Origin of the sequence: Blastococcus xanthinilyticus, from assembly GCF_008124835.1 — a bacterium.
Lineage (GTDB): Bacteria > Actinomycetota > Actinomycetes > Mycobacteriales > Geodermatophilaceae > Blastococcus > Blastococcus xanthinilyticus.
On sequence record NZ_VNHW01000022.1, the window covers coordinates 1 to 16,407 of the forward strand.

Genomic DNA, 16,407 nt, shown 5'->3' on the forward strand with positions numbered 1-16,407 from the left:
CCCTGAACTCCTGCGTGTAGACCCTGCCCACGAAGACACCCCTCCCGTGGCGATGCCGCCACTGTGACGGTGTCCGCGAAACCCGGGCAAGCTCACGTCGCACCACTCGGGCGGGGCGTCGCAGCCGGCGAAGACACAGTGCTCGTCGCGGACCTCGATGGCCCGGCGGATGCCGGCGGTGGAGGTCCGCTGCTCGCGGCCGACGTCCAGCGGGAGCCCGCTCGGGCCGGTGAGGACGCGGGAGACACCGGCATCGCAGGCCAGCCGACGGGCCGTCTCCGGGTTGATCGGACCGGCCCATGCCAGGGACCCGCCTGCGAAGCCCGCAGCGCCTCGCTCCGCGCACAGCGCCACCAGGTCGATGGTGACCCGCACGTGCGGACGTTCGCCGCGAACCGTTGGCAGACCGCCGGCGTCCAGGGCGGCACGGGCCAGCGCGACGAGTGCGTCACCCTGCCGCTCGGCGTGCGAGCGGGGGTCGCCGGCTGGGCGGTCGCCGCTCATCAGTGCGGCCAGCGCCGCGTGCAGGTACTCGCCGCCCACGGCATCGAGTTCGCCACGAAGGTGCACGCGACCGTCCATCCCGGACGCCATCGTGAACCGGCGGCGGACGTCCGCGGCATCATCCAGCGTGCCGTCGGGATCGACCCCCGCGACCCACGCCTTGACCCCCCGGGCGGTCTCGTGAGGCGCTGTGGCCCGGGCGAGGGCGGCCAGGATGGCATCGGTCTCGCCCAGGTCGATCCCCGCCTCGGCGGCCTTGGCGATCCGGCCGGGCGTCATGGCCTTGGTGATCACCCGCGCATGCGTCGCGCCGATCTCGCCGGCGGCGAAGGCCGCCGCCGTCCCAGGCAGCTGCTCCAGCCGCCGGCCGGTGGAGACCGTCGCCGTCGCCTCCTCGGGCGCCATCCGGCAGGAGCCGCGCAGCCAGGCCTTCATCGACACCGCACCGTCACGCCGGTACGCCTCCCGCCGATCGGCCGCACGGACAACCGAGGTCAGCACCGCCGCCACCCGGTTCGCCGTGACCGACAGCTCGCCGACGAGGTCGAGCAGCGTGTCCTCGGACAGCTCCCCGAGCTCCAGCGCAGCCAGCTCGTCGAGGGCGGAACGGAGCTCGGACACGTGCTCCCTCCCTTCCCCGACAGCCTTGCCGACACCCCGAGCCTAGAGCGGGGGTACGACAGAAAACCGCAGCTCAGCGCGGGGACAGGCCCTGAGCGTGCTGGTTGGTTCGGCCCGGTGCCGCGCGGTCCTGGGCGCGCGGGTGGACGCCGCTCCCCGGAGCTCCGCGTCGACGGTCGGCGACCTGCACACGACTCCGGCTGATCGCCCACCTCGGACGGCAGGTCGGCCGGCAGCTCGGGTCGAGCCCGCTCGGCGGCAGCCGGCGCCTCCACCGGGGTGTCACCGCTGCGCTGAGCCCCGGGCTCAGCCGCCCGGCAGCGCGGGGACCGGCAGCGCCAGCCCGTCCGAGGCCACCTTGTCCACGGCCGCCGCGCCGCCCGTGGCCGCCGGGTCCACCCAGTCGCTCTCGACGACGGTGACCGTCGATCCGGACACCGCACTGGCGTACTGGGCCGAGGACAGCTCCACCGGGCCGCCGGCGTAGGTGACGCCTTCGCGCAGCAGGTCGCTGACGTTGCCGCTGCCGTCGGTGTCGGTGAGCTGGCGCAGCGCGCGGGCGGTCGCGTCGTCGGCCATGGTCACCCGCACGACCGACACCACCACCGGCGCCCCGTCGACGCTGGCCGAGTACAGCGCCCGGGAGATCCCGACGCAGTCGCTCCCCGCCAGGAAGTCGGCCACCGCGCCGTAGGCGTGCCCCTGGCAGGTGTCGTCGACCTGCACCGCCGCCACGGTGTAGCGGGTGCCGTCGACGGCGAGCACCTCCCCGGGCGTCGGCCCGGCCGGCGCGCTCGTGGCGGGTGCGGCCGTGTCCCCGCCGGCGTCGTCGTCCTCCCCGCCGAGCAGCAGCCAGCCACCCAGCAGGCAGACCACGAGCAGGGCGAGGACCGCGGTCAGGAGCACGGCGCGGCGGCGACCGGCCCCGGCCCCGGGCGCACCGCTCCCCCGGCCGGATGCCGTCGCCCCCCAGGCCGGTGACAGCGCCGGGCGTTCGGCCGGCGGCTGCGACGCGGCGGTCACCGGCGGGCTCACCGGCAGCACCGCGGTCCGCGGCGGGCCGGCCGGCGCACGGTCGTCGCCGGCCCGGTCGCCCGCCGCCCGGTCCGGTCCGTCGCCGAGGAGGCCGTCGAGCCCGTCGTCGGCCCCCTCGTCGGAGCCGTCGTCGGCGTCGTCCACCGGTCCGGGGCGTTCGGCGGCGGGCGCGGCGGCGGCCACGGCTGCGGCGTTGGCGGAGGCGACCGAGGCCGCCACCGCCCGGGCGACCGCGGTGGCGCTCAGCGGATCGCCGGCCGGCGCCGCGGGGTCCTGCGTCTCGTCGTCGGAGTCGCGGGGCAGGACCACCGGCGAGGCCGCCATCGCCGCCGGGGTGAGCAGCTGCCGGCGGCGCAGCACGTAGGGCGAGTACGGGAACGCCTCGCCGTTGAGCTCCTCCACCGTCGGCCCCCGGCCCGGGAACTCCAGCGCCTCCAGGGCGGCCCGGACGTCGGCGGTCGTCCACAGCCGCGGGTTGTCCACGCCCGCGTGCCGGCCGGCCCGGGCGATACCGAGCAGCAGCGAGCGCGGGTCGAGCGTGGCCACCTGGTCGCCCTCGCCCAGGTCGCCGTCGGCCGGCTGGAGACCGGTGATCTCACCGACCAGCACGGTGAGGCGGGCGATCCGGCCGGGTTCCAGGCCGGCGCGGCGGAGCTTGACGGCGACGTCCATGCCGGCCCGCATCAGCCCGTCGAGCGGGGTCGATCCCCCGCCGGCCAGCTGCAGCACCTGACTGGGGCCGTCCGGGGCAAAGATCGACCAGGGCCCCTCCGGGGTCGCGGTGACCACGCCGGACTGCCGGTGCACCTCGACCACCCGGATCACCGCGATACCCTCGGGCACCAGCAGGACCGCGTCGGACTGGCGGCGGCCCAAGGGGCCGTCCTCCAGCGGCAGCGAGGCCACCACGGCCGCCCGCACCGACGCGCCGGTGTCCCAGCGGGTGAGCTCGGCGAAGAAGGCGCGCTCCCCCGCCGTCTGCAGCGGCGCCGGGGTCAGGGCCAGCACGTCGTCGTCCTCCCGGCGGTCGGGTCGTGGGGTGGGGCCGCCCGGCCGGACCGGCGGCCGAGCACCCGGTGCGGCAGCCGTCCCCCGTGCCGCAGCCTGGTTCGACGCTACGTCATGGGCGGTGCGGGGCCGGCGCTCCGCGCCGGTGCCCGGGTCAGACGGCGGCGGGCTCCGCCGTGGCGGCCGGCTCGTCCGCGAGGCGCCAGCGGGCCAGCCACGAGCTCTTCGCCAGGGCGTCCACCCCGGCCCACAGCAGCGCGAAGCCGACGGCGACGGGCAGGACCGACCACCAGTTCCACGGCGGCAGCAGGCCGAGGGACGCGAGCGGGACGGCGACTCCGTAGACCGCCGCGGCGACGAGCAGCCCGGCCGCCCAGCCGGGGACCCGGCGGGTGACGGCGAGGTCGATCAGCACCGCCCCCGCGAGCAGCCCCACCGGGAGCACCGAGGGCGGGAAGTTCGTGGCGACCAGGCCGAGCCACATCACCCCGCGGTACCCGAGGTAGACGACCGCGATGACCGTGGCGGTCCAGCGCAGCCCCACCACCTTGCGGGCCACCACGAGCGAGAGCAGGCCGGCGCAGATCAGCCAGGCCGGGTGCACCCACGACGGCACCGGCAGCATGAACATCGAGGGGGTCTGCCCCTGGGCGGCCGCGAAGTCCAGCAGGGAGGGCTCGGCCGTCGTCCGCCCGGCCTCGTAGGCCGCCAGCGAGAGGACGCCGTACTCCTGGTGCTGGTTGGGGAAGACCACGTTCTCGACGAAGAACAGCCACAGCCCCAGGGACACCAGGTCCCGGATCCGTCCGGGTGCCGCGTACAGCCACCAGCCGCGCAGCGCGCCGGCCAGCATGATCGCCGTGCCGATGTAGAGCAGCGCGTGGCTGGGGCTCCAGCTGGTGATGTCCAGGCCGTTGATCCGGTGGTTGAGGATGTCGATCGGGATGGCGACCAGGAAGGTGCCGATCCCGACCTGCATCAGCCGCAGCGCGCGGCGGTCCACGCCGTACCCGCTGTAGCTGTGGAACAGCACCAGGACGACGACGGCGGCCGTGCCGACGGTGTTCAGCAGGTGCGGGGGCGCCAGGTCGTCGCGCAGCCACTTGAAGTGCCACGACACGTCCCAGGACGAGCCGAGCATCTTCAGCAGGAAGGCCGCCAGCCACGCGGTGTAGATCCACCGCAGCTCGGTGGGCGTGGTGGCGCGACCCGGCCGGCCGGGGGTCATGTAGGCCGCCCACAGCCATCTCACCAGGGCCACCGGGTGGGCCAGGCCGGCGCGGAGCGTGCCCGGCGCCTGCGGAACGGCAGGGGCGGGAGCGGGAGCAGAGGACACGGCGTGGCTTCCTGACGGGTGGACGTTCCGGCGACCCTAACGGTGCTGCGGGCCGTTTCCGAGCCCTTGCGGTCGCGCCGCCCCGCGCCGTGCGCCCGGGCGGACACGGGAGGTGATCGGGGCAGCCGGGACGGGCGGTGCGTACTGTCGGCCGACGTGGCGGAGAGTGCGGGGCACCTGGTCTGGATCGACTGCGAGATGACCGGGCTGGACCTGACCAAGGACAAGCTGATCGAGGTCGCGGTGCTCGTGACCGATTCCGACCTCACCGTCCTCGACCCGGGGCTGGACCTGATCATCTCGGCCGACGACGCCGACCTCGACGGCATGACGGAGTTCGTCGCCGAGATGCACGCCAAGTCCGGGCTCACCGACGAGGTCCGCGCCGCCACCCTGACCGTCGCGGAGGCCGAGCAGCAGATCCTCGCCTACGTGAAGCGGTTCGTGCCCGAGCGGCGCAGCGCCCCGCTGTGCGGAAACTCGATCGGCACCGACCGCGGCTTCCTCGCCCGCGACATGCCCGAGCTGGACGACCACCTGCACTACCGCATGGTCGACGTCTCCTCGGTCAAGGAGCTGGCCCGCCGCTGGTTCCCGCGGGTCTACTTCGCCCAGCCGCCCAAGGGGCTGGCGCACCGGGCGCTGGCCGACATCATCGAGTCGGTCCGCGAGCTGGCGTACTACCGGCGCACGCTCTTCGTGCCGGCCCCCGGCCCCAGCGGCGACGAGGCGAAGAAGGCCGCCGGCCAGGTCGTGGGCTCGTTCGCCGGGCTGCTGTCGGCCGGCGACGCCGGGCACGCCTGACCTCCCCGACTCCCCCGGTGGGCCGCATCCCGGCCTCCGGTATCGTTGGCGCGTTCGCTCCGGGCGCTCGCGCCCGGCAGTGACGCGGTGGGTGTAGCTCAGTCGGTAGAGCACCAGGTTGTGATCCTGGGTGTCGCGGGTTCGAGCCCCGTCACTCACCCCGCGCAGAGAGGCCCTGGTCGGTCCGCCGACCAGGGCCTCTCGCCGTCCCGCGGGTCGTCAGGCCGACCGGCCGCGCATCCGCCGGTACTCGGCCACCGACGCCGTCGTCGCCGCGTCCTGGTCCAGCTCGATCGGCTCCGCGCTGGTCAGCGCCGGGGCCAGCTCGCGGGCCATCACCTTGCCGAGCTCGACCCCCCACTGGTCGAACGAGTCGAGCTGCCAGATCACCCCCTGGGTGAGGACGACGTGCTCGTACAGCGCCACGAGCTGGCCGAGGGTCGAGGGGCTCAGCCGGGGCGCCAGCACCACCGTGCTCGGCCGGTTGCCGGGCATGACCTTGTGCGGCACGAGGTGGTCGGGCGTGCCGTCGGCGGCCACCTCCTCGGCGGTGCGGCCGGACGCCAGCGCCGCCGCCTGGGCGAACATGTTGGCCATCAGCAGGTCGTGCATCTCGCCGATGTCGTGGGTGGGCTCGCCGAAGCCGATGAAGTCGACCGGGACCAGCGACGTCCCCTGGTGCAGCAGCTGGTGGAAGGCGTGCTGGCCGTTCGTGCCGGGCTCGCCCCAGTACACCTCGCCGGTCGCGGTGGCCACCGGCTGCCCGTCGGCGCCCACCGACTTGCCGTTGCTCTCCATCGTCAGCTGCTGCAGGTAGGCGGGCAGCCGGGAGAGGTACTGGCTGTAGGGCAGCACCGCGTGGGTCTGCGCGTCGAAGAAGTTGCGGTACCAGACGCCGAGCAGCCCGAGCAGCACCGGGACGTTGCGCTCCAGCGGGGTGTCGCGGACGTGCTCGTCGACGGTGTGGCAGCCGGCCAGCATCTCGTCGTAGGCGTCGGGGCCGATCGCCACCATCAGCGAGAGCCCGATGGCGGAGGTCAGGGAGTAGCGACCGCCGACCCAGTCCCAGAACTCGAACATGTTCTGCGGGTCGATGCCGAACTCGCGGACGGCGTCGGTGTTGGTGGAGACGGCCGCGAAGTGCTTCGCCACCGCCGAGTCGTCGGCCCCCAGGCCGCCCAGCAGCCAGTCGCGGGCGACGCCGGCGTTGGTCAGCGTCTCGAGCGTGGTGAAGGTCTTCGAGCTGACGACGAACAGCGTCTCGGCGGGGTCGAGGTCGCGGGTGGCCTCGGCGAAGTCGGTGGGGTCGATGTTCGAGACGAAGCGCAGGGTGAGATCCCGGTCGGAGTGCCCCCGCAGGGCGGTGTACGCCATCGCCGGCCCGAGGTCGGAGCCGCCGATGCCGATGTTGACGACCGCCCGGATCGGCCGCCCGGTGTGCCCGCGCCACTCCCCCGAGCGCACCTGCTCGGCGAACCCGCGCATCCGCCCGAGCACCTCGTGGACGTCGCGGACGACGTGCTGCCCGTCGACCACGAGCTCCTCGCCCGACGGCATGCGGAGCGCGACGTGCAGCACGGCCCGGTCCTCGGTGGTGTTGACGTGCTCGCCACGGAACATGGCGGCGACCCGGTCGGCCACGCCGGCGCGCTCGGCGAGGGCGACCAGCAGGCGCATCGTCTCGTCGGTCACGCGGTGCCGGGACCAGTCGACGTGCAGGTCACCGACCCGCCCGGTCATGCGCCCCGCGCGGTCGGGATCGCCCTCGAAGAGCTCCCGCAGGTGCGCGGAGCCCACTACGCGGTGGTGCTCGACGAGTGCGCGCCACTCGTCCGTCGCGGTGATGTCCATGTCTGCTCCTCGCCTCCCGGCCGACGGCTCCGGCGCCGTCGCGCTGCTCCAGGTCCATCGCTACCAGATCGTGACGAACGGCTCACCACTCAACCCTGACGTGAGGGACGAGTTCCCGGCAGACTGGCCCTGACACCAGCGACACCGCGGGTGCACGCCCTACCTGGTCGGCGCCCCCGACCGGCACGGCGCCCCGCAGCGGCCCGCTGCCCCGGGCGCATCGACGCGCTCCCCCAGACCCGGCACCGGCTCCCGGTGCTGCCCACCCGCGCCGCCGAAGCGCTCCGAACGAGACGGACCCATGACCTCAGCTCTGCCCGCCCCACCCACATCCCGTCTGCCCCGCCCCACCTGGCTGACCCCACGGGTCGCCCGCACCGAGGTGCTCGCCGGCCTGGTCGTCGCCCTCGCGCTGATCCCCGAGGCGATCAGCTTCTCCATCCTCGCCGGCGTCGACCCGCGCGTGGGCCTCTTCTCCTCGTTCGTGATGGCCGTGGTCATCGCCTTCACCGGCGGCCGCCCGGCGATGATCACCGCCGCGACCGGCGCGATCGCACTCGTGGTCGCCCCCCTGGCGCTCGAGTACGGCGTCCAGTACCTCTTCGCCGCCGTCGTCCTCGGCGGCATCTTCCAGATCCTGCTGGCCGCCGCCGGCGTCGCCCGGCTGATGCGGTTCATCCCGCGCAGCGTCATGGTCGGCTTCGTCAACGCGCTGGCGATCCTCATCTTCAGCGCCCAGCTGCCGCACCTGGTCGACGTGCCGTGGCTGGTCTACCCGATGGTCGCCGCGGGCCTGGCCATGATCTTCCTGATCCCCCGCCTGACCACCGTGGTGCCGGCGCCGCTGATCTCGATCGTCGTGCTGACCGGGCTCACCGTCGCCGCCGGCCTGGCGCTGCCCGACGTGGGCGACCAGGGCGAGCTGCCCGACAGCCTCCCGTTCTTCCTGCTGCCCGACGTCCCGTTCAGCTACGCGACGCTCGCGATCATCGCCCCCTACGCCCTGGGCGTCGCCCTGGTCGGGCTGATGGAGTCGCTGATGACCGCGAAGCTGGTCGACGACCTCACCGACACCGGGTCGGACAAGACCCGCGAGTCCTGGGGCCAGGGCGTCGCCAACATCGCCTCGGGCTTCTTCGGTGGCATGGGCGGCTGCGCGATGATCGGCCAGACCATGATCAACGTGAAGTCCGGCGCCCGCACCCGGCTGTCGACCTTCCTCTCCGGCGCGTTCCTGCTGGTGCTGGTGGTCGCGCTCGGTGACGTGGTCGCGATCATCCCGATGGCGGCGCTCGTCGCCGTCATGATCTTCGTGTCCATCGCGACCTTCGACTGGCACAGCCTCCGGACCATCCACCGCATGCCGCGCAGCGAGACCACCGTGATGCTCACGACCGTCGCCGGCACGCTCGTGACCCACAACCTGGCGATCGGCGTCGGCGTCGGCGTCCTGGTGGCCTGCGTGCTGTTCGCCCGCCGGGTCGCCCACCTGGTCGAGGTGACCAGCGTGCTCGCCCCCGACGGCGGCACCCGCTCCTACCGCGTGCACGGTGCGCTGTTCTTCGCCTCCAGCAACGACCTGGTGCACCAGTTCGACTACAACGGCGACCCGCAGACGGTCGTGGTCGACCTGTCCGAGGCCCACGTCTGGGACGCCTCCACCGTCGCCGTTCTCGATGCCATCACGCACAAGTACGAGACCCGCGGCAAGACGGTGGAGATCGTTGGCCTGACCGGCCACTCGGCGGATCGCTTCGAGCGGCACACCGGGCAGCTCGCCGGGGCGCACTGATGCGCGCCTCGGCAGCGCCCGGCGACCGGATGGCCTATCAAGGTGGCATGACCGGACCGCGCCGCGAACGGCTCGTGCAGATCGGCCAGGTCGCCGAGCAGACCGGGCTGAGCCTCCGCACGATCCGCTTCTACGAGGAGAACGGGCTGGTCATCCCGACCACCCGCTCCGAGGGCGGGTTCCGGCTCTACAGCGACAGCGACGTCGCCCGCCTCGAGGTGATCAAGCGGATGAAGCCGCTGGGGTTCAGCCTCGAGGAGATGCAGGAGCTGCTCACCCTGCTCGCCGAGCTCGACTCCGGCAGCGGCGACCGCGAGCGGCTCCGGGACCGGCTCCGGATGTTCCACGAGGCGGCCACCGCCCGGGTCACCGCGCTGCAGGAGCAGCTGGCCGTGGCCGAGGGGTTCGCCGACACCCTCGCCGGCCACCTGGACGCCCAGCGCTGAGCCACCCGCGCCGCCCGCGGTGGGACGACCGGCCGCGGCGTCAGCCGGGCCGGGGCAGCTCGCCGGTCCCGACGATGCGCTCGGCCACGTCGCGCAGCTTCTCGTTCCGCTCCATGGAGAGCTTCACCAGCACGCCGAACGCGTCGTCCGCCGTCACCTTGTGCCGCTCCATGACGATCCCCACGGCGACCCCGATGCGCCGGTTGCTGGCCAGTGCCCGCTCGAGGTGCGCAGCCTGCCGGGTGACCATCCCGAGCTCTCGGCGCAGCTGCGCCACCTCGTCCTCGGAGGCGCCCGTCGGGTCGACCACGACGCAGCAGCTTACGTTGTAAACGCGCGCTGCGGCGGGTGGCCCGGACGGCCGGCCACCGCCGGGACCGGGGCCGGTCGCCGGCCCCGGGGACGAGGGTCACTGCACGTCGACGAAGCGCTCCACGTCGCGGGGCCGGCCGGCGATGACGATCTCGCAGCCGTAGCTGAGCACCGTGTCGTTCGCGGCGTGGGTGTAGGCGTCCTGCCCCTGCGGCTTGACCAACACGACGGTCACCCGGTACCGCTTGCGCAGGCCGGACTCGCCGAGGGGCACGCCGACGAGCTCGCGCGGCGGCCGGGTCTTCGCGAACACCCACTGCGGGTCGAGCTCCACCCAGTCGAGCAGCCGGCCGGACACCAGGTGGGCGATCCGCTCCCCCATGTCCTGCTCCGGGAACGCCACGTGGTGCGCACCGACGCGCTCCAGGATGGTGGCCTGCTGGCGGCTGACGGCCTTCGCCCACACGTCGCGGATCCCGATCTCGCTCAACAGCGCGGTGGTCAGGATGCTGGCCGCCAGCCCACCGACGATCACGGCCAGCGCGATGGGCAGGCTCACCCACGCGAAGTACTTCGCCATCCTCCCGGCGATGTTCGCCGGTGCCGTCCCGGCGCTGGACTCGCTGAACGTGATGCGGCTGTCCTCGCCGCAGTCGGCGATCCTCTCGGCCGTCATCTTCAACGCGCTGATCATCGTCGCCCTGGTGCCGCTGGCGCTGCGCGGCGTCCGCTACCGGCCGGCGTCCGCCTCGGCGATGCTGCGCCGCAACCCGCTGGTCTACGGCGTCGGCGGCGTGCTGCTGCCGCTCGTCGGGATCAAGCTCATCGACCTGCTCGTCTCGCTCGTCCCCGGGATCGCCTGATGTCCGCACCCCTCCTCCGCTCCGGCCGGCAGCTGCTGGCCGCCGTCCGGGCCCTGGCCGTGTTCGCCGTGCTGTGCGGCCTCGCCTATCCGCTCCTGGTGTTCGGGCTGGCCCAGGTCATCGCGCCGGCGAAGGCCGACGGCTCCCTCGTCGAGGTCGACGGCGAGGTCGTCGGGTCGGCCCTGCTCGGCCAGCCGTTCACCGACGCGGGCGGCGACCCGCTGCCGGAGTACTTCCAGCCGCGGCCCTCGGCGTCCGACCACGACCCGCTGGCCTCTCCGGGGGGTCGAACCTCGGCCCGAACTCCTCCGAGCTCCTGGCGCTCGTCGAGGAGCGCCGGGAGGCGGTGGCCGCGTTCGACGTCGTCGCCGTCGCCGACGTCCCGGCCGACGCGGTGACGGCCTCGGGCTCCGGCCTCGATCCGCACATCTCGCCCGAGTACGCCGACCTCCAGCTCGACCGCGTCGCGGCCGCGCGGGGCCTGCCGGCGACCGAGGTGTCCGACCTGGTCGCGGCCCATTCCTCCGGCCGTGACCTGAGCGTCGTCGGGGCTCCGCACGTGGACGTGCTGAGGCTGAACGTGGCGCTGGACCGGTCGACCGCCGGCGGCTGAGCCGGCCGCGGCTCCCGCTGGCCCGGCTCGGCCACGCCGGGTCAGCGGAACGGCGGAGTCCTCGGGGCTGCCTTTCGCGGGCAACCCCGCTAGCCTCGCGCCACGTCGTCCCCGGCCGGAGGTGGGCTCGTGCCCGAATCGATCATCGTAGGTCTGGACGGGAGTGAGTCGAGCGGCCGCGCCGCCGACGCCGCCGCCGACGCCGCCCGCCGCCACGGCCTGCGCCTGGTGCTCGTCTGCGTGGTCCCCTGGTCCCCCTACTCCTTCACCACCGCGGAGGAGAACGAGCGCCGCTCGGTCGAGAAGGCCCGCGAGGCGGCGGCTGCGCAGGATCGGGTGCTGGACCCGGTCATCGCCCGGCTGTCGGCCGCAGGCGACCTGCAGATGGAAGGCATCGTCCGCCACGGGCACCCGGCGGAGACGCTGGTGGGCGTCGCCCGGGAGCACGACGCGGCCTGGATCACCGTCGGCCGCGTAGGTCAGAGCCGGGTGCGCACCCTGCTGTTCGGCTCGACCCCGAGCAGCCTCATCCAGCTGTCCCCCGTCCCCGTCCTGGTGGTGCCGTGATGTCCTCCGACTCCGTGCTGGCCGCCAGCTTCGACGAGCAGGTCGACGGCTTCGTCGCGCCGGTCTTCGACTGGATCACCGAGAAGGTCTTCTACGCCGTCCCCCTGGACTTCATCGACGAGGGCGTCGAGCTGCCGCTCATCGTGGTGTGGCTGGTCATCGCGGGCTTCTTCTTCACCATCTACCTGCGCGGCTTCCAGTTCCGCGCGTTCCGCCACGCGATCCAGCTGATCCGGGGCCGCTACGACGACCCCCGGGACGCCGGCGAGGTCACCCACTTCCAGGCCCTGGCCACCGCCGTCTCGGGCACCGTGGGGCTCGGCAACATCGCCGGCGTGGCGATCGCCATCTCCCTCGGCGGCCCCGGCGCCACCCTCTGGATGATCCTCGCCGGGCTGCTCGGCATGTGCACCAAGGGCGTCGAGTGCACGCTCGGGGTGAAGTACCGCAACGTGTACCCGGACGGCCGGGTCTCCGGCGGCCCGATGTACTACCTGACCAAGGGCCTCCGGGAGAAGGACCCGCGGCTGGGCACCCTCGGCAAGGTGCTCGCCATCCTGTTCTGCATCTTCACCCTCGGCGGGGCCGTCGGTGGCGGCAACATGTTCCAGGCCAACCAGGCCTTCAACCAGGCCCAGTCGGTGACCGGTGGCGCGGACGGCCCGCTCGGGTTCGGCGCCGCGGGCGCGGTGTTCGGGCTGGTGCTGGCCCTGCTCGTCGGCGCGGTCATCATCGGCGGCATCCGGAGCATCGCCCGGGTCACCGACAAGCTCGTGCCGTTCATGGCGGTCTTCTACGTGCTCGCCTGCCTGACCGTGCTGTTCGCCAACCTGACGCAGATCCCCGAGGCGCTCTGGGCGATCGTCTCCCAGGCCTTCACCCCCGAGGCCGGCTACGGCGGCATCGTCGGCGTCCTCATCCAGGGCTTCCGCCGGGCGGCGTTCAGCAACGAGGCGGGGCTGGGCTCGGCGGCGATCGCGCACTCGGCGGTGAAGACCGAGGAGCCGGCGACGGAGGGGCACGTCGCCGTCCTCGAGCCGTTCATCGACACCGTCGTCATCTGCACGATGACCGCCCTGGCGATCGTCATCACCGGCACCTACGCCGACACCTCCAGCGATGCGGGCGTGGAGACGACGTCGGCAGCGTTCGAGACCGTCGTCGACTGGTTCCCCATCGTGCTGGCGGTCGCGGTCATCCTGTTCGCGTACTCGACGATGCTGGCCTGGAGCTACTACGGCCTGAAGGCCGCGACCTACCTGTTCGGCGAGTCGATGGTCGTCGACCGGACGTGGAAGCTGATCTTCTGCCTCTTCGTCGTCATCGGGGCGTCGTCCACGGTCGAGTCGGTGATCGGCTTCTCCGACAGCATGATCTTCCTGATGTCGCTGCCGAACATCGTCGGGCTCTACATCCTGGCCCGGGTGGTGAAGCGGGAGATCAACGGCTACCGGACCCGGCTGGAGACCGGCGAGATCGTGCCGGTCAGCGAGCGCACCTGAGCCGGATCACATGGCGCTGACGATGCGCCGCAGGTCCTCGGCCATGCGGGTGGCTTCCCGGGAGGCCCCGACGATGGCGTCCTGGGCTTGAGCCGTCGAGGCGTTCTGCTCCTCGACCGCCGCCGCGATCGTCGTCTGCGCCTCGACGACGCCGTGGATGACCTCCTGCACGCTGCCGAGCGCGGCGCCCGCCGCCTCGACGTCGTCGCGCACGGTGTCGACCACCCGCCGGATGCGCTCGGTCGCCCGCGCGGTCTCCGAGGCCAGGTCCTTGACCTCGCCCGCGACGACGGCGAACCCCTTGCCGGCCTCCCCCGCGCGAGCGGACTCGATCGTCGCGTTGAGCGCCAGCAGGTTCGTCTGGTCGGCGATGGTGGAGATGCTGCCGGCGATCTGGTCGATCTCGGTCATCGTCGCGGCCAGGCGCTCGATGGTCTCGGCGCTCGCCCGGGAACTCGCGCTGGCCTGGGTGGCGGTGGTGGTCGCGTGGCTGGCCGCGGCGGCGATCTCCGTGATGGCCGACCGCAGCCCGGTCATCACGTCGGTGGCCGTACCGACGTTGCCGTCCAGCCGGCGCCCGGCGTCCACGAGCTCGGCGAGCTGCTGCTCCAGGGTGGCGGCCCGGTTCGCCCGATCCGCGAGCGCAGCGGCGGCACCCTCCGCGGTCCGGGCCCGCTCGGCGGCCAGCTCGGCCTGGGCGGCCGCCTGCGCCTCCGCCTGCGCCTCCGCGCGGCGCCGCTCGGCCCGGCGCGCTCGATCGGACTCCTCGGCGAACTTCCAGGTGTAGGCCAGGAAGAAGGCCTCGGCCAGCAGGAACACCGCGTGCAGCAGCGCGAACACGAGCGGGTTCTCGCGGGCCTGCTCCGTGGAGTAGACGGTGTCCGGCGCGAAGAGGCTGGTGACCGCGTGGTGCACGGCGACGAACACGACGGCCAGGAGGAACGGCGTCCAGAGCTGGTAGAGGGACACCAGCGCGAGGAGCACGTAGAACCAGATGTGGAGGTCGGTCAGCCCGCCGCCGACGTGCACCAGCAGGTCGGCGCCGAACATGAGCCCGATGGCGGCTGCGCTCGCCCGCGCGCCACGCACGGGGAGCAGCACGGCTGCGGCGAGCGTGGCCACCAGCGCGGCCAGCTGTCCCCAGAACGCCCAGCCGTCCACGTCACGGACGAGAGCGAGGCCGATCAGCGCCAACACCCAGGGAACGCCCGACGATCTCCTTCATGATCTCGGTCGTCCCGCCGTAGATGGTCTGGATGCGGGCGTCGAGGAAGGCCTTGGCCACCGGGTACTCGAGCATGTAGCCGTACCCCCCGTGCAGCTGCAGGCAGCGGTCGACGACCCGCTTCTGCAGCTCGGTGGTCCACCACTTCGCCATCGCCGCGTCCTCGGCGGTGAACCGGCCGGCGTTGTGCTCGGTGATCGCCTTCTCGAGGTAGGTCTCGGCGATGGAGACCTCGGTGTGCATCTCGGCCAGCTCGAAGCGGGTGTTCTGGAACGCCCCGATGGGCCGGCCGAAGGCGGTGCGGGTCTTGCAGTGCTCGACGGTCAGGTCGAGCACCGTCCGGCTCGAGGCGACGGCGCCCGCGGCGATGGACAGCCGCTCCTGCGGCAGGTTCTCCATGAGGTGGACGAAGCCGCGTCCCTCGGTGCCGAGCAGGTTGGCCGCCGGCACGCGGACGTCCTCGAAGAAGAGCTCGGCGGTGTCCTGCGCCTTGAGCCCGATCTTGTCCAGGTTCCGGCCGCGTTCGAACCCGGGCATCCCGCGCTCGACGACCAGCAGGGAGAAGCCGCGCGCCCCGGCGTCGGGGTCGGTGCGGGCGACGACGATCACCAGGTCGGCGTTGATGCCGTTGGTGATGAAGGTCTTGGAACCGTTCAGCACCCACTCGTCGCCGTCCCGGCGGGCCGTGGTCCGCAGGCCCTGCAGGTCCGAGCCGGCACCGGGCTCGGTCATCGCGATCGCGGTGATGATCTCGCCGCTCACCACCCCCGGCAACCAGCGGCGCTTCTGCTCCTCGGTGGTCAGCCCGACCAGGTACGGCGCCACGACGTCGTTCTGCAGCGCGAAGCCGAGGCCACTGGCCCCTACCCGGGTGATCTCGGCGGACAGGATCGCGTTGTAGCGGAAGTCCGCGACCCCCGCTCCCCCGTACTCCTCGGGCACGTCCATCGCGAGCAGCCCCAGCGCACCCGCCCGGAGCCAGACCGCGCGGTCGACGACCCCGGCCTCCTCCCACGCGGCGTGGTGCGGCACGACCTCCTTGGCGAGGAAGTCGCGGACCATCGCGCGGAACGCCTCGTGCTCGGCCTCGTAGAGCGCGGACTGCACAGGGGCCTCCAGGGGTGCTCGGTTCCCGGGCGGCGGATGCCCCCGACGGCGAACATACCGATCGGGGAGCCCGTTCCCGAGGCCTCCGTTCCACCGTGGGAAGCCCGCCGGGCCGGCCCATCGATCCCGGTGCGCGACGCCTGGGGCTCCTGGGACAGGTGCGGCCGACACGTGCCCGGCGGTGGTGGCGGAAGCGGCCGCGGCCTCGGACCCTGGACGCCATGACCGCCCTCTACGCGTACGGCACGGCCCACGCGGTGGTGATGGTCGGCTCCTTCGGCGCGGAGGGGCTCACCCCGCGGCAGATCGGGCCCGCCCACGCGACGATCGGCCGGGTGAGCGGGCAGAGCCGCAAGGCGCTCTGCGGCGCCTACGTCTCCATCGACGAGCAGCTGCCCTGGCCGCCCGAGGGGTACGAGGAGCAGCAGCTCTGCCCCAACTGCGCCACCCTCGCTGCCCTCTGAGACCCCCTGGGCATAGGAAGCTAAGCCTGCGTATCGAGACCCGGAACCGTAGGTAAAGCTTCCTATGCCTGGGTCAGCCGCCCGCGACCGACGGCAGCACCTGGACGACGGCGCCGTCGCGCAGCGGGGTGGCCGGCCCGCCCTGCCACCGCACGTCCTCCCCGTCCACGTAGACGTTCACGAACCGGCGCAGTGCACCGGCCTCGTCGCGGATCCGGCGCTCGAGCACCGGGTGCCGCGCGGCGAGCGCGTCGAGCAGGCCCGCCACCGTGGCCCCGGCCGGTTCGACATCGAGCTCCCGGACGCCACCGGCCAGGTCGGCCAGCGACCCGGGCAGCACCAGCTGCACGTTCACCG

Annotated in this window: 18 protein-coding genes and 1 tRNA gene; 10 read left to right on the forward strand and 9 right to left on the reverse strand. The window is 73.2% G+C overall.

The window, feature by feature from the left end; genetic code table 11:
- The 3 genes from BD833_RS21290 to BD833_RS21300 form a co-directional block, all read right to left on the reverse strand.
- Nucleotides 1-1,125: DUF222 domain-containing protein (locus BD833_RS21290; protein WP_166535169.1), on the reverse strand; the 1,125-nt coding region annotated here is incomplete at its 3' end.
- A gap of 306 nt (nt 1,126-1,431) precedes the next feature.
- Nucleotides 1,432-3,168 (reverse strand): hypothetical protein, encoded by a 1,737-nt coding sequence (locus BD833_RS21295; protein ID WP_166535170.1) that lies wholly within the window; start codon nt 3,166-3,168, stop codon nt 1,432-1,434.
- 154 nt (nt 3,169-3,322) lie between these two features.
- The gene (locus BD833_RS21300; protein WP_166535171.1) at nt 3,323-4,504 is read right to left on the reverse strand and encodes a hypothetical protein; all 1,182 of its coding nucleotides are present in this window, start codon (nt 4,502-4,504) and stop codon (nt 3,323-3,325) included.
- A gap of 156 nt (nt 4,505-4,660) precedes the next feature.
- Here BD833_RS21300 and orn point away from each other — a divergent pair, with 156 nt between their 5' ends.
- On the forward strand, nt 4,661-5,308 hold the full coding sequence (gene orn / locus BD833_RS21305; RefSeq protein ID WP_166535172.1) for an oligoribonuclease: 648 nt from the start codon (nt 4,661-4,663) through the stop codon (nt 5,306-5,308).
- 87 nt (nt 5,309-5,395) lie between these two features.
- Nucleotides 5,396-5,468: transfer RNA gene (locus tag BD833_RS21310), tRNA-His, on the forward strand.
- A gap of 59 nt (nt 5,469-5,527) precedes the next feature.
- On the opposite strand, the gene pgi is transcribed toward BD833_RS21310, so the two are convergent.
- Entirely contained in the window at nt 5,528-7,159 is a 1,632-nt protein-coding gene (gene pgi / locus BD833_RS21315; protein WP_166535173.1) for a glucose-6-phosphate isomerase, read from the reverse strand.
- A gap of 301 nt (nt 7,160-7,460) precedes the next feature.
- On the opposite strand from pgi, the gene BD833_RS21320 reads away from it, so the two are divergent.
- Nucleotides 7,461-8,951 (forward strand): SulP family inorganic anion transporter, encoded by a 1,491-nt coding sequence (locus BD833_RS21320; protein WP_166535174.1) that lies wholly within the window; start codon nt 7,461-7,463, stop codon nt 8,949-8,951.
- Between the two features lie 47 nt (nt 8,952-8,998).
- Nucleotides 8,999-9,397, forward strand: a complete 399-nt coding sequence (locus tag BD833_RS21325) for a MerR family transcriptional regulator (protein ID WP_208092810.1) — start codon at nt 8,999-9,001, stop codon at nt 9,395-9,397.
- A 40-nt stretch (nt 9,398-9,437) separates the two neighbouring features.
- Here BD833_RS21325 and BD833_RS21330 read toward each other — a convergent pair whose 3' ends face one another.
- Nucleotides 9,438-9,707, reverse strand: coding sequence for an ANTAR domain-containing protein (locus BD833_RS21330; protein ID WP_208092811.1), 270 nt, complete (start codon nt 9,705-9,707; stop codon nt 9,438-9,440).
- Nucleotides 9,708-9,806: 99 nt separating this feature from the next.
- A complete protein-coding gene (locus BD833_RS21335) occupies nt 9,807-10,268 on the reverse strand; it encodes a TrkA family potassium uptake protein (protein WP_208092812.1) in 462 nt (153 codons plus the stop codon).
- Between BD833_RS21335 and BD833_RS21340 the strand changes: the two genes are divergently transcribed.
- The 5 genes from BD833_RS21340 (at nt 10,255) to BD833_RS21355 (ending at nt 13,254) form a co-directional block, all read left to right on the forward strand.
- Nucleotides 10,255-10,572 (forward strand): hypothetical protein, encoded by a 318-nt coding sequence (locus BD833_RS21340; RefSeq protein WP_243737870.1) that lies wholly within the window; start codon nt 10,255-10,257, stop codon nt 10,570-10,572. The genes BD833_RS21335 and BD833_RS21340 overlap by 14 nt on opposite strands.
- Nucleotides 10,572-10,970: a potassium-transporting ATPase subunit C gene (locus BD833_RS23350; RefSeq protein WP_279536048.1), complete on the forward strand. Its 399-nt coding sequence runs from the start codon at nt 10,572-10,574 to the stop codon at nt 10,968-10,970. Before BD833_RS21340 ends, BD833_RS23350 begins: the two co-directional genes overlap by 1 nt.
- The gene (locus tag BD833_RS23355) at nt 10,889-11,185 is read left to right on the forward strand and encodes a potassium-transporting ATPase subunit C (RefSeq protein WP_279536049.1); all 297 of its coding nucleotides are present in this window, start codon (nt 10,889-10,891) and stop codon (nt 11,183-11,185) included. Before BD833_RS23350 ends, BD833_RS23355 begins: the two co-directional genes overlap by 82 nt.
- 129 nt (nt 11,186-11,314) lie before the next feature.
- Nucleotides 11,315-11,752 (forward strand): universal stress protein, encoded by a 438-nt coding sequence (locus tag BD833_RS21350; protein ID WP_166535177.1) that lies wholly within the window; start codon nt 11,315-11,317, stop codon nt 11,750-11,752.
- Complete coding sequence (locus tag BD833_RS21355; RefSeq protein ID WP_166535178.1) at nt 11,752-13,254, forward strand: alanine/glycine:cation symporter family protein; 1,503 nt, start codon at nt 11,752-11,754, stop codon at nt 13,252-13,254. Before BD833_RS21350 ends, BD833_RS21355 begins: the two co-directional genes overlap by 1 nt.
- 6 nt (nt 13,255-13,260) lie before the next feature.
- Here the strand turns inward: BD833_RS21355 and BD833_RS21360 are convergent, their stop codons facing one another.
- The gene (locus BD833_RS21360; RefSeq protein WP_208092813.1) at nt 13,261-14,415 is read right to left on the reverse strand and encodes a methyl-accepting chemotaxis protein; all 1,155 of its coding nucleotides are present in this window, start codon (nt 14,413-14,415) and stop codon (nt 13,261-13,263) included.
- Between the two features lies 1 nt (nt 14,416).
- Nucleotides 14,417-15,586 (reverse strand): acyl-CoA dehydrogenase family protein, encoded by a 1,170-nt coding sequence (locus BD833_RS21365; protein WP_166535179.1) that lies wholly within the window; start codon nt 15,584-15,586, stop codon nt 14,417-14,419.
- Nucleotides 15,587-15,807: 221 nt separating this feature from the next.
- Here BD833_RS21365 and BD833_RS21370 point away from each other — a divergent pair, with 221 nt between their 5' ends.
- Entirely contained in the window at nt 15,808-16,050 is a 243-nt protein-coding gene (locus tag BD833_RS21370; RefSeq protein ID WP_166535180.1) for a hypothetical protein, read from the forward strand.
- Between the two features lie 73 nt (nt 16,051-16,123).
- On the opposite strand, the gene BD833_RS21375 is transcribed toward BD833_RS21370, so the two are convergent.
- Entirely contained in the window at nt 16,124-16,405 is a 282-nt protein-coding gene (locus BD833_RS21375; protein ID WP_166535181.1) for a ubiquitin-like small modifier protein 1, read from the reverse strand.
- Between the last annotated feature and the right edge of the window lie 2 nt (nt 16,406-16,407).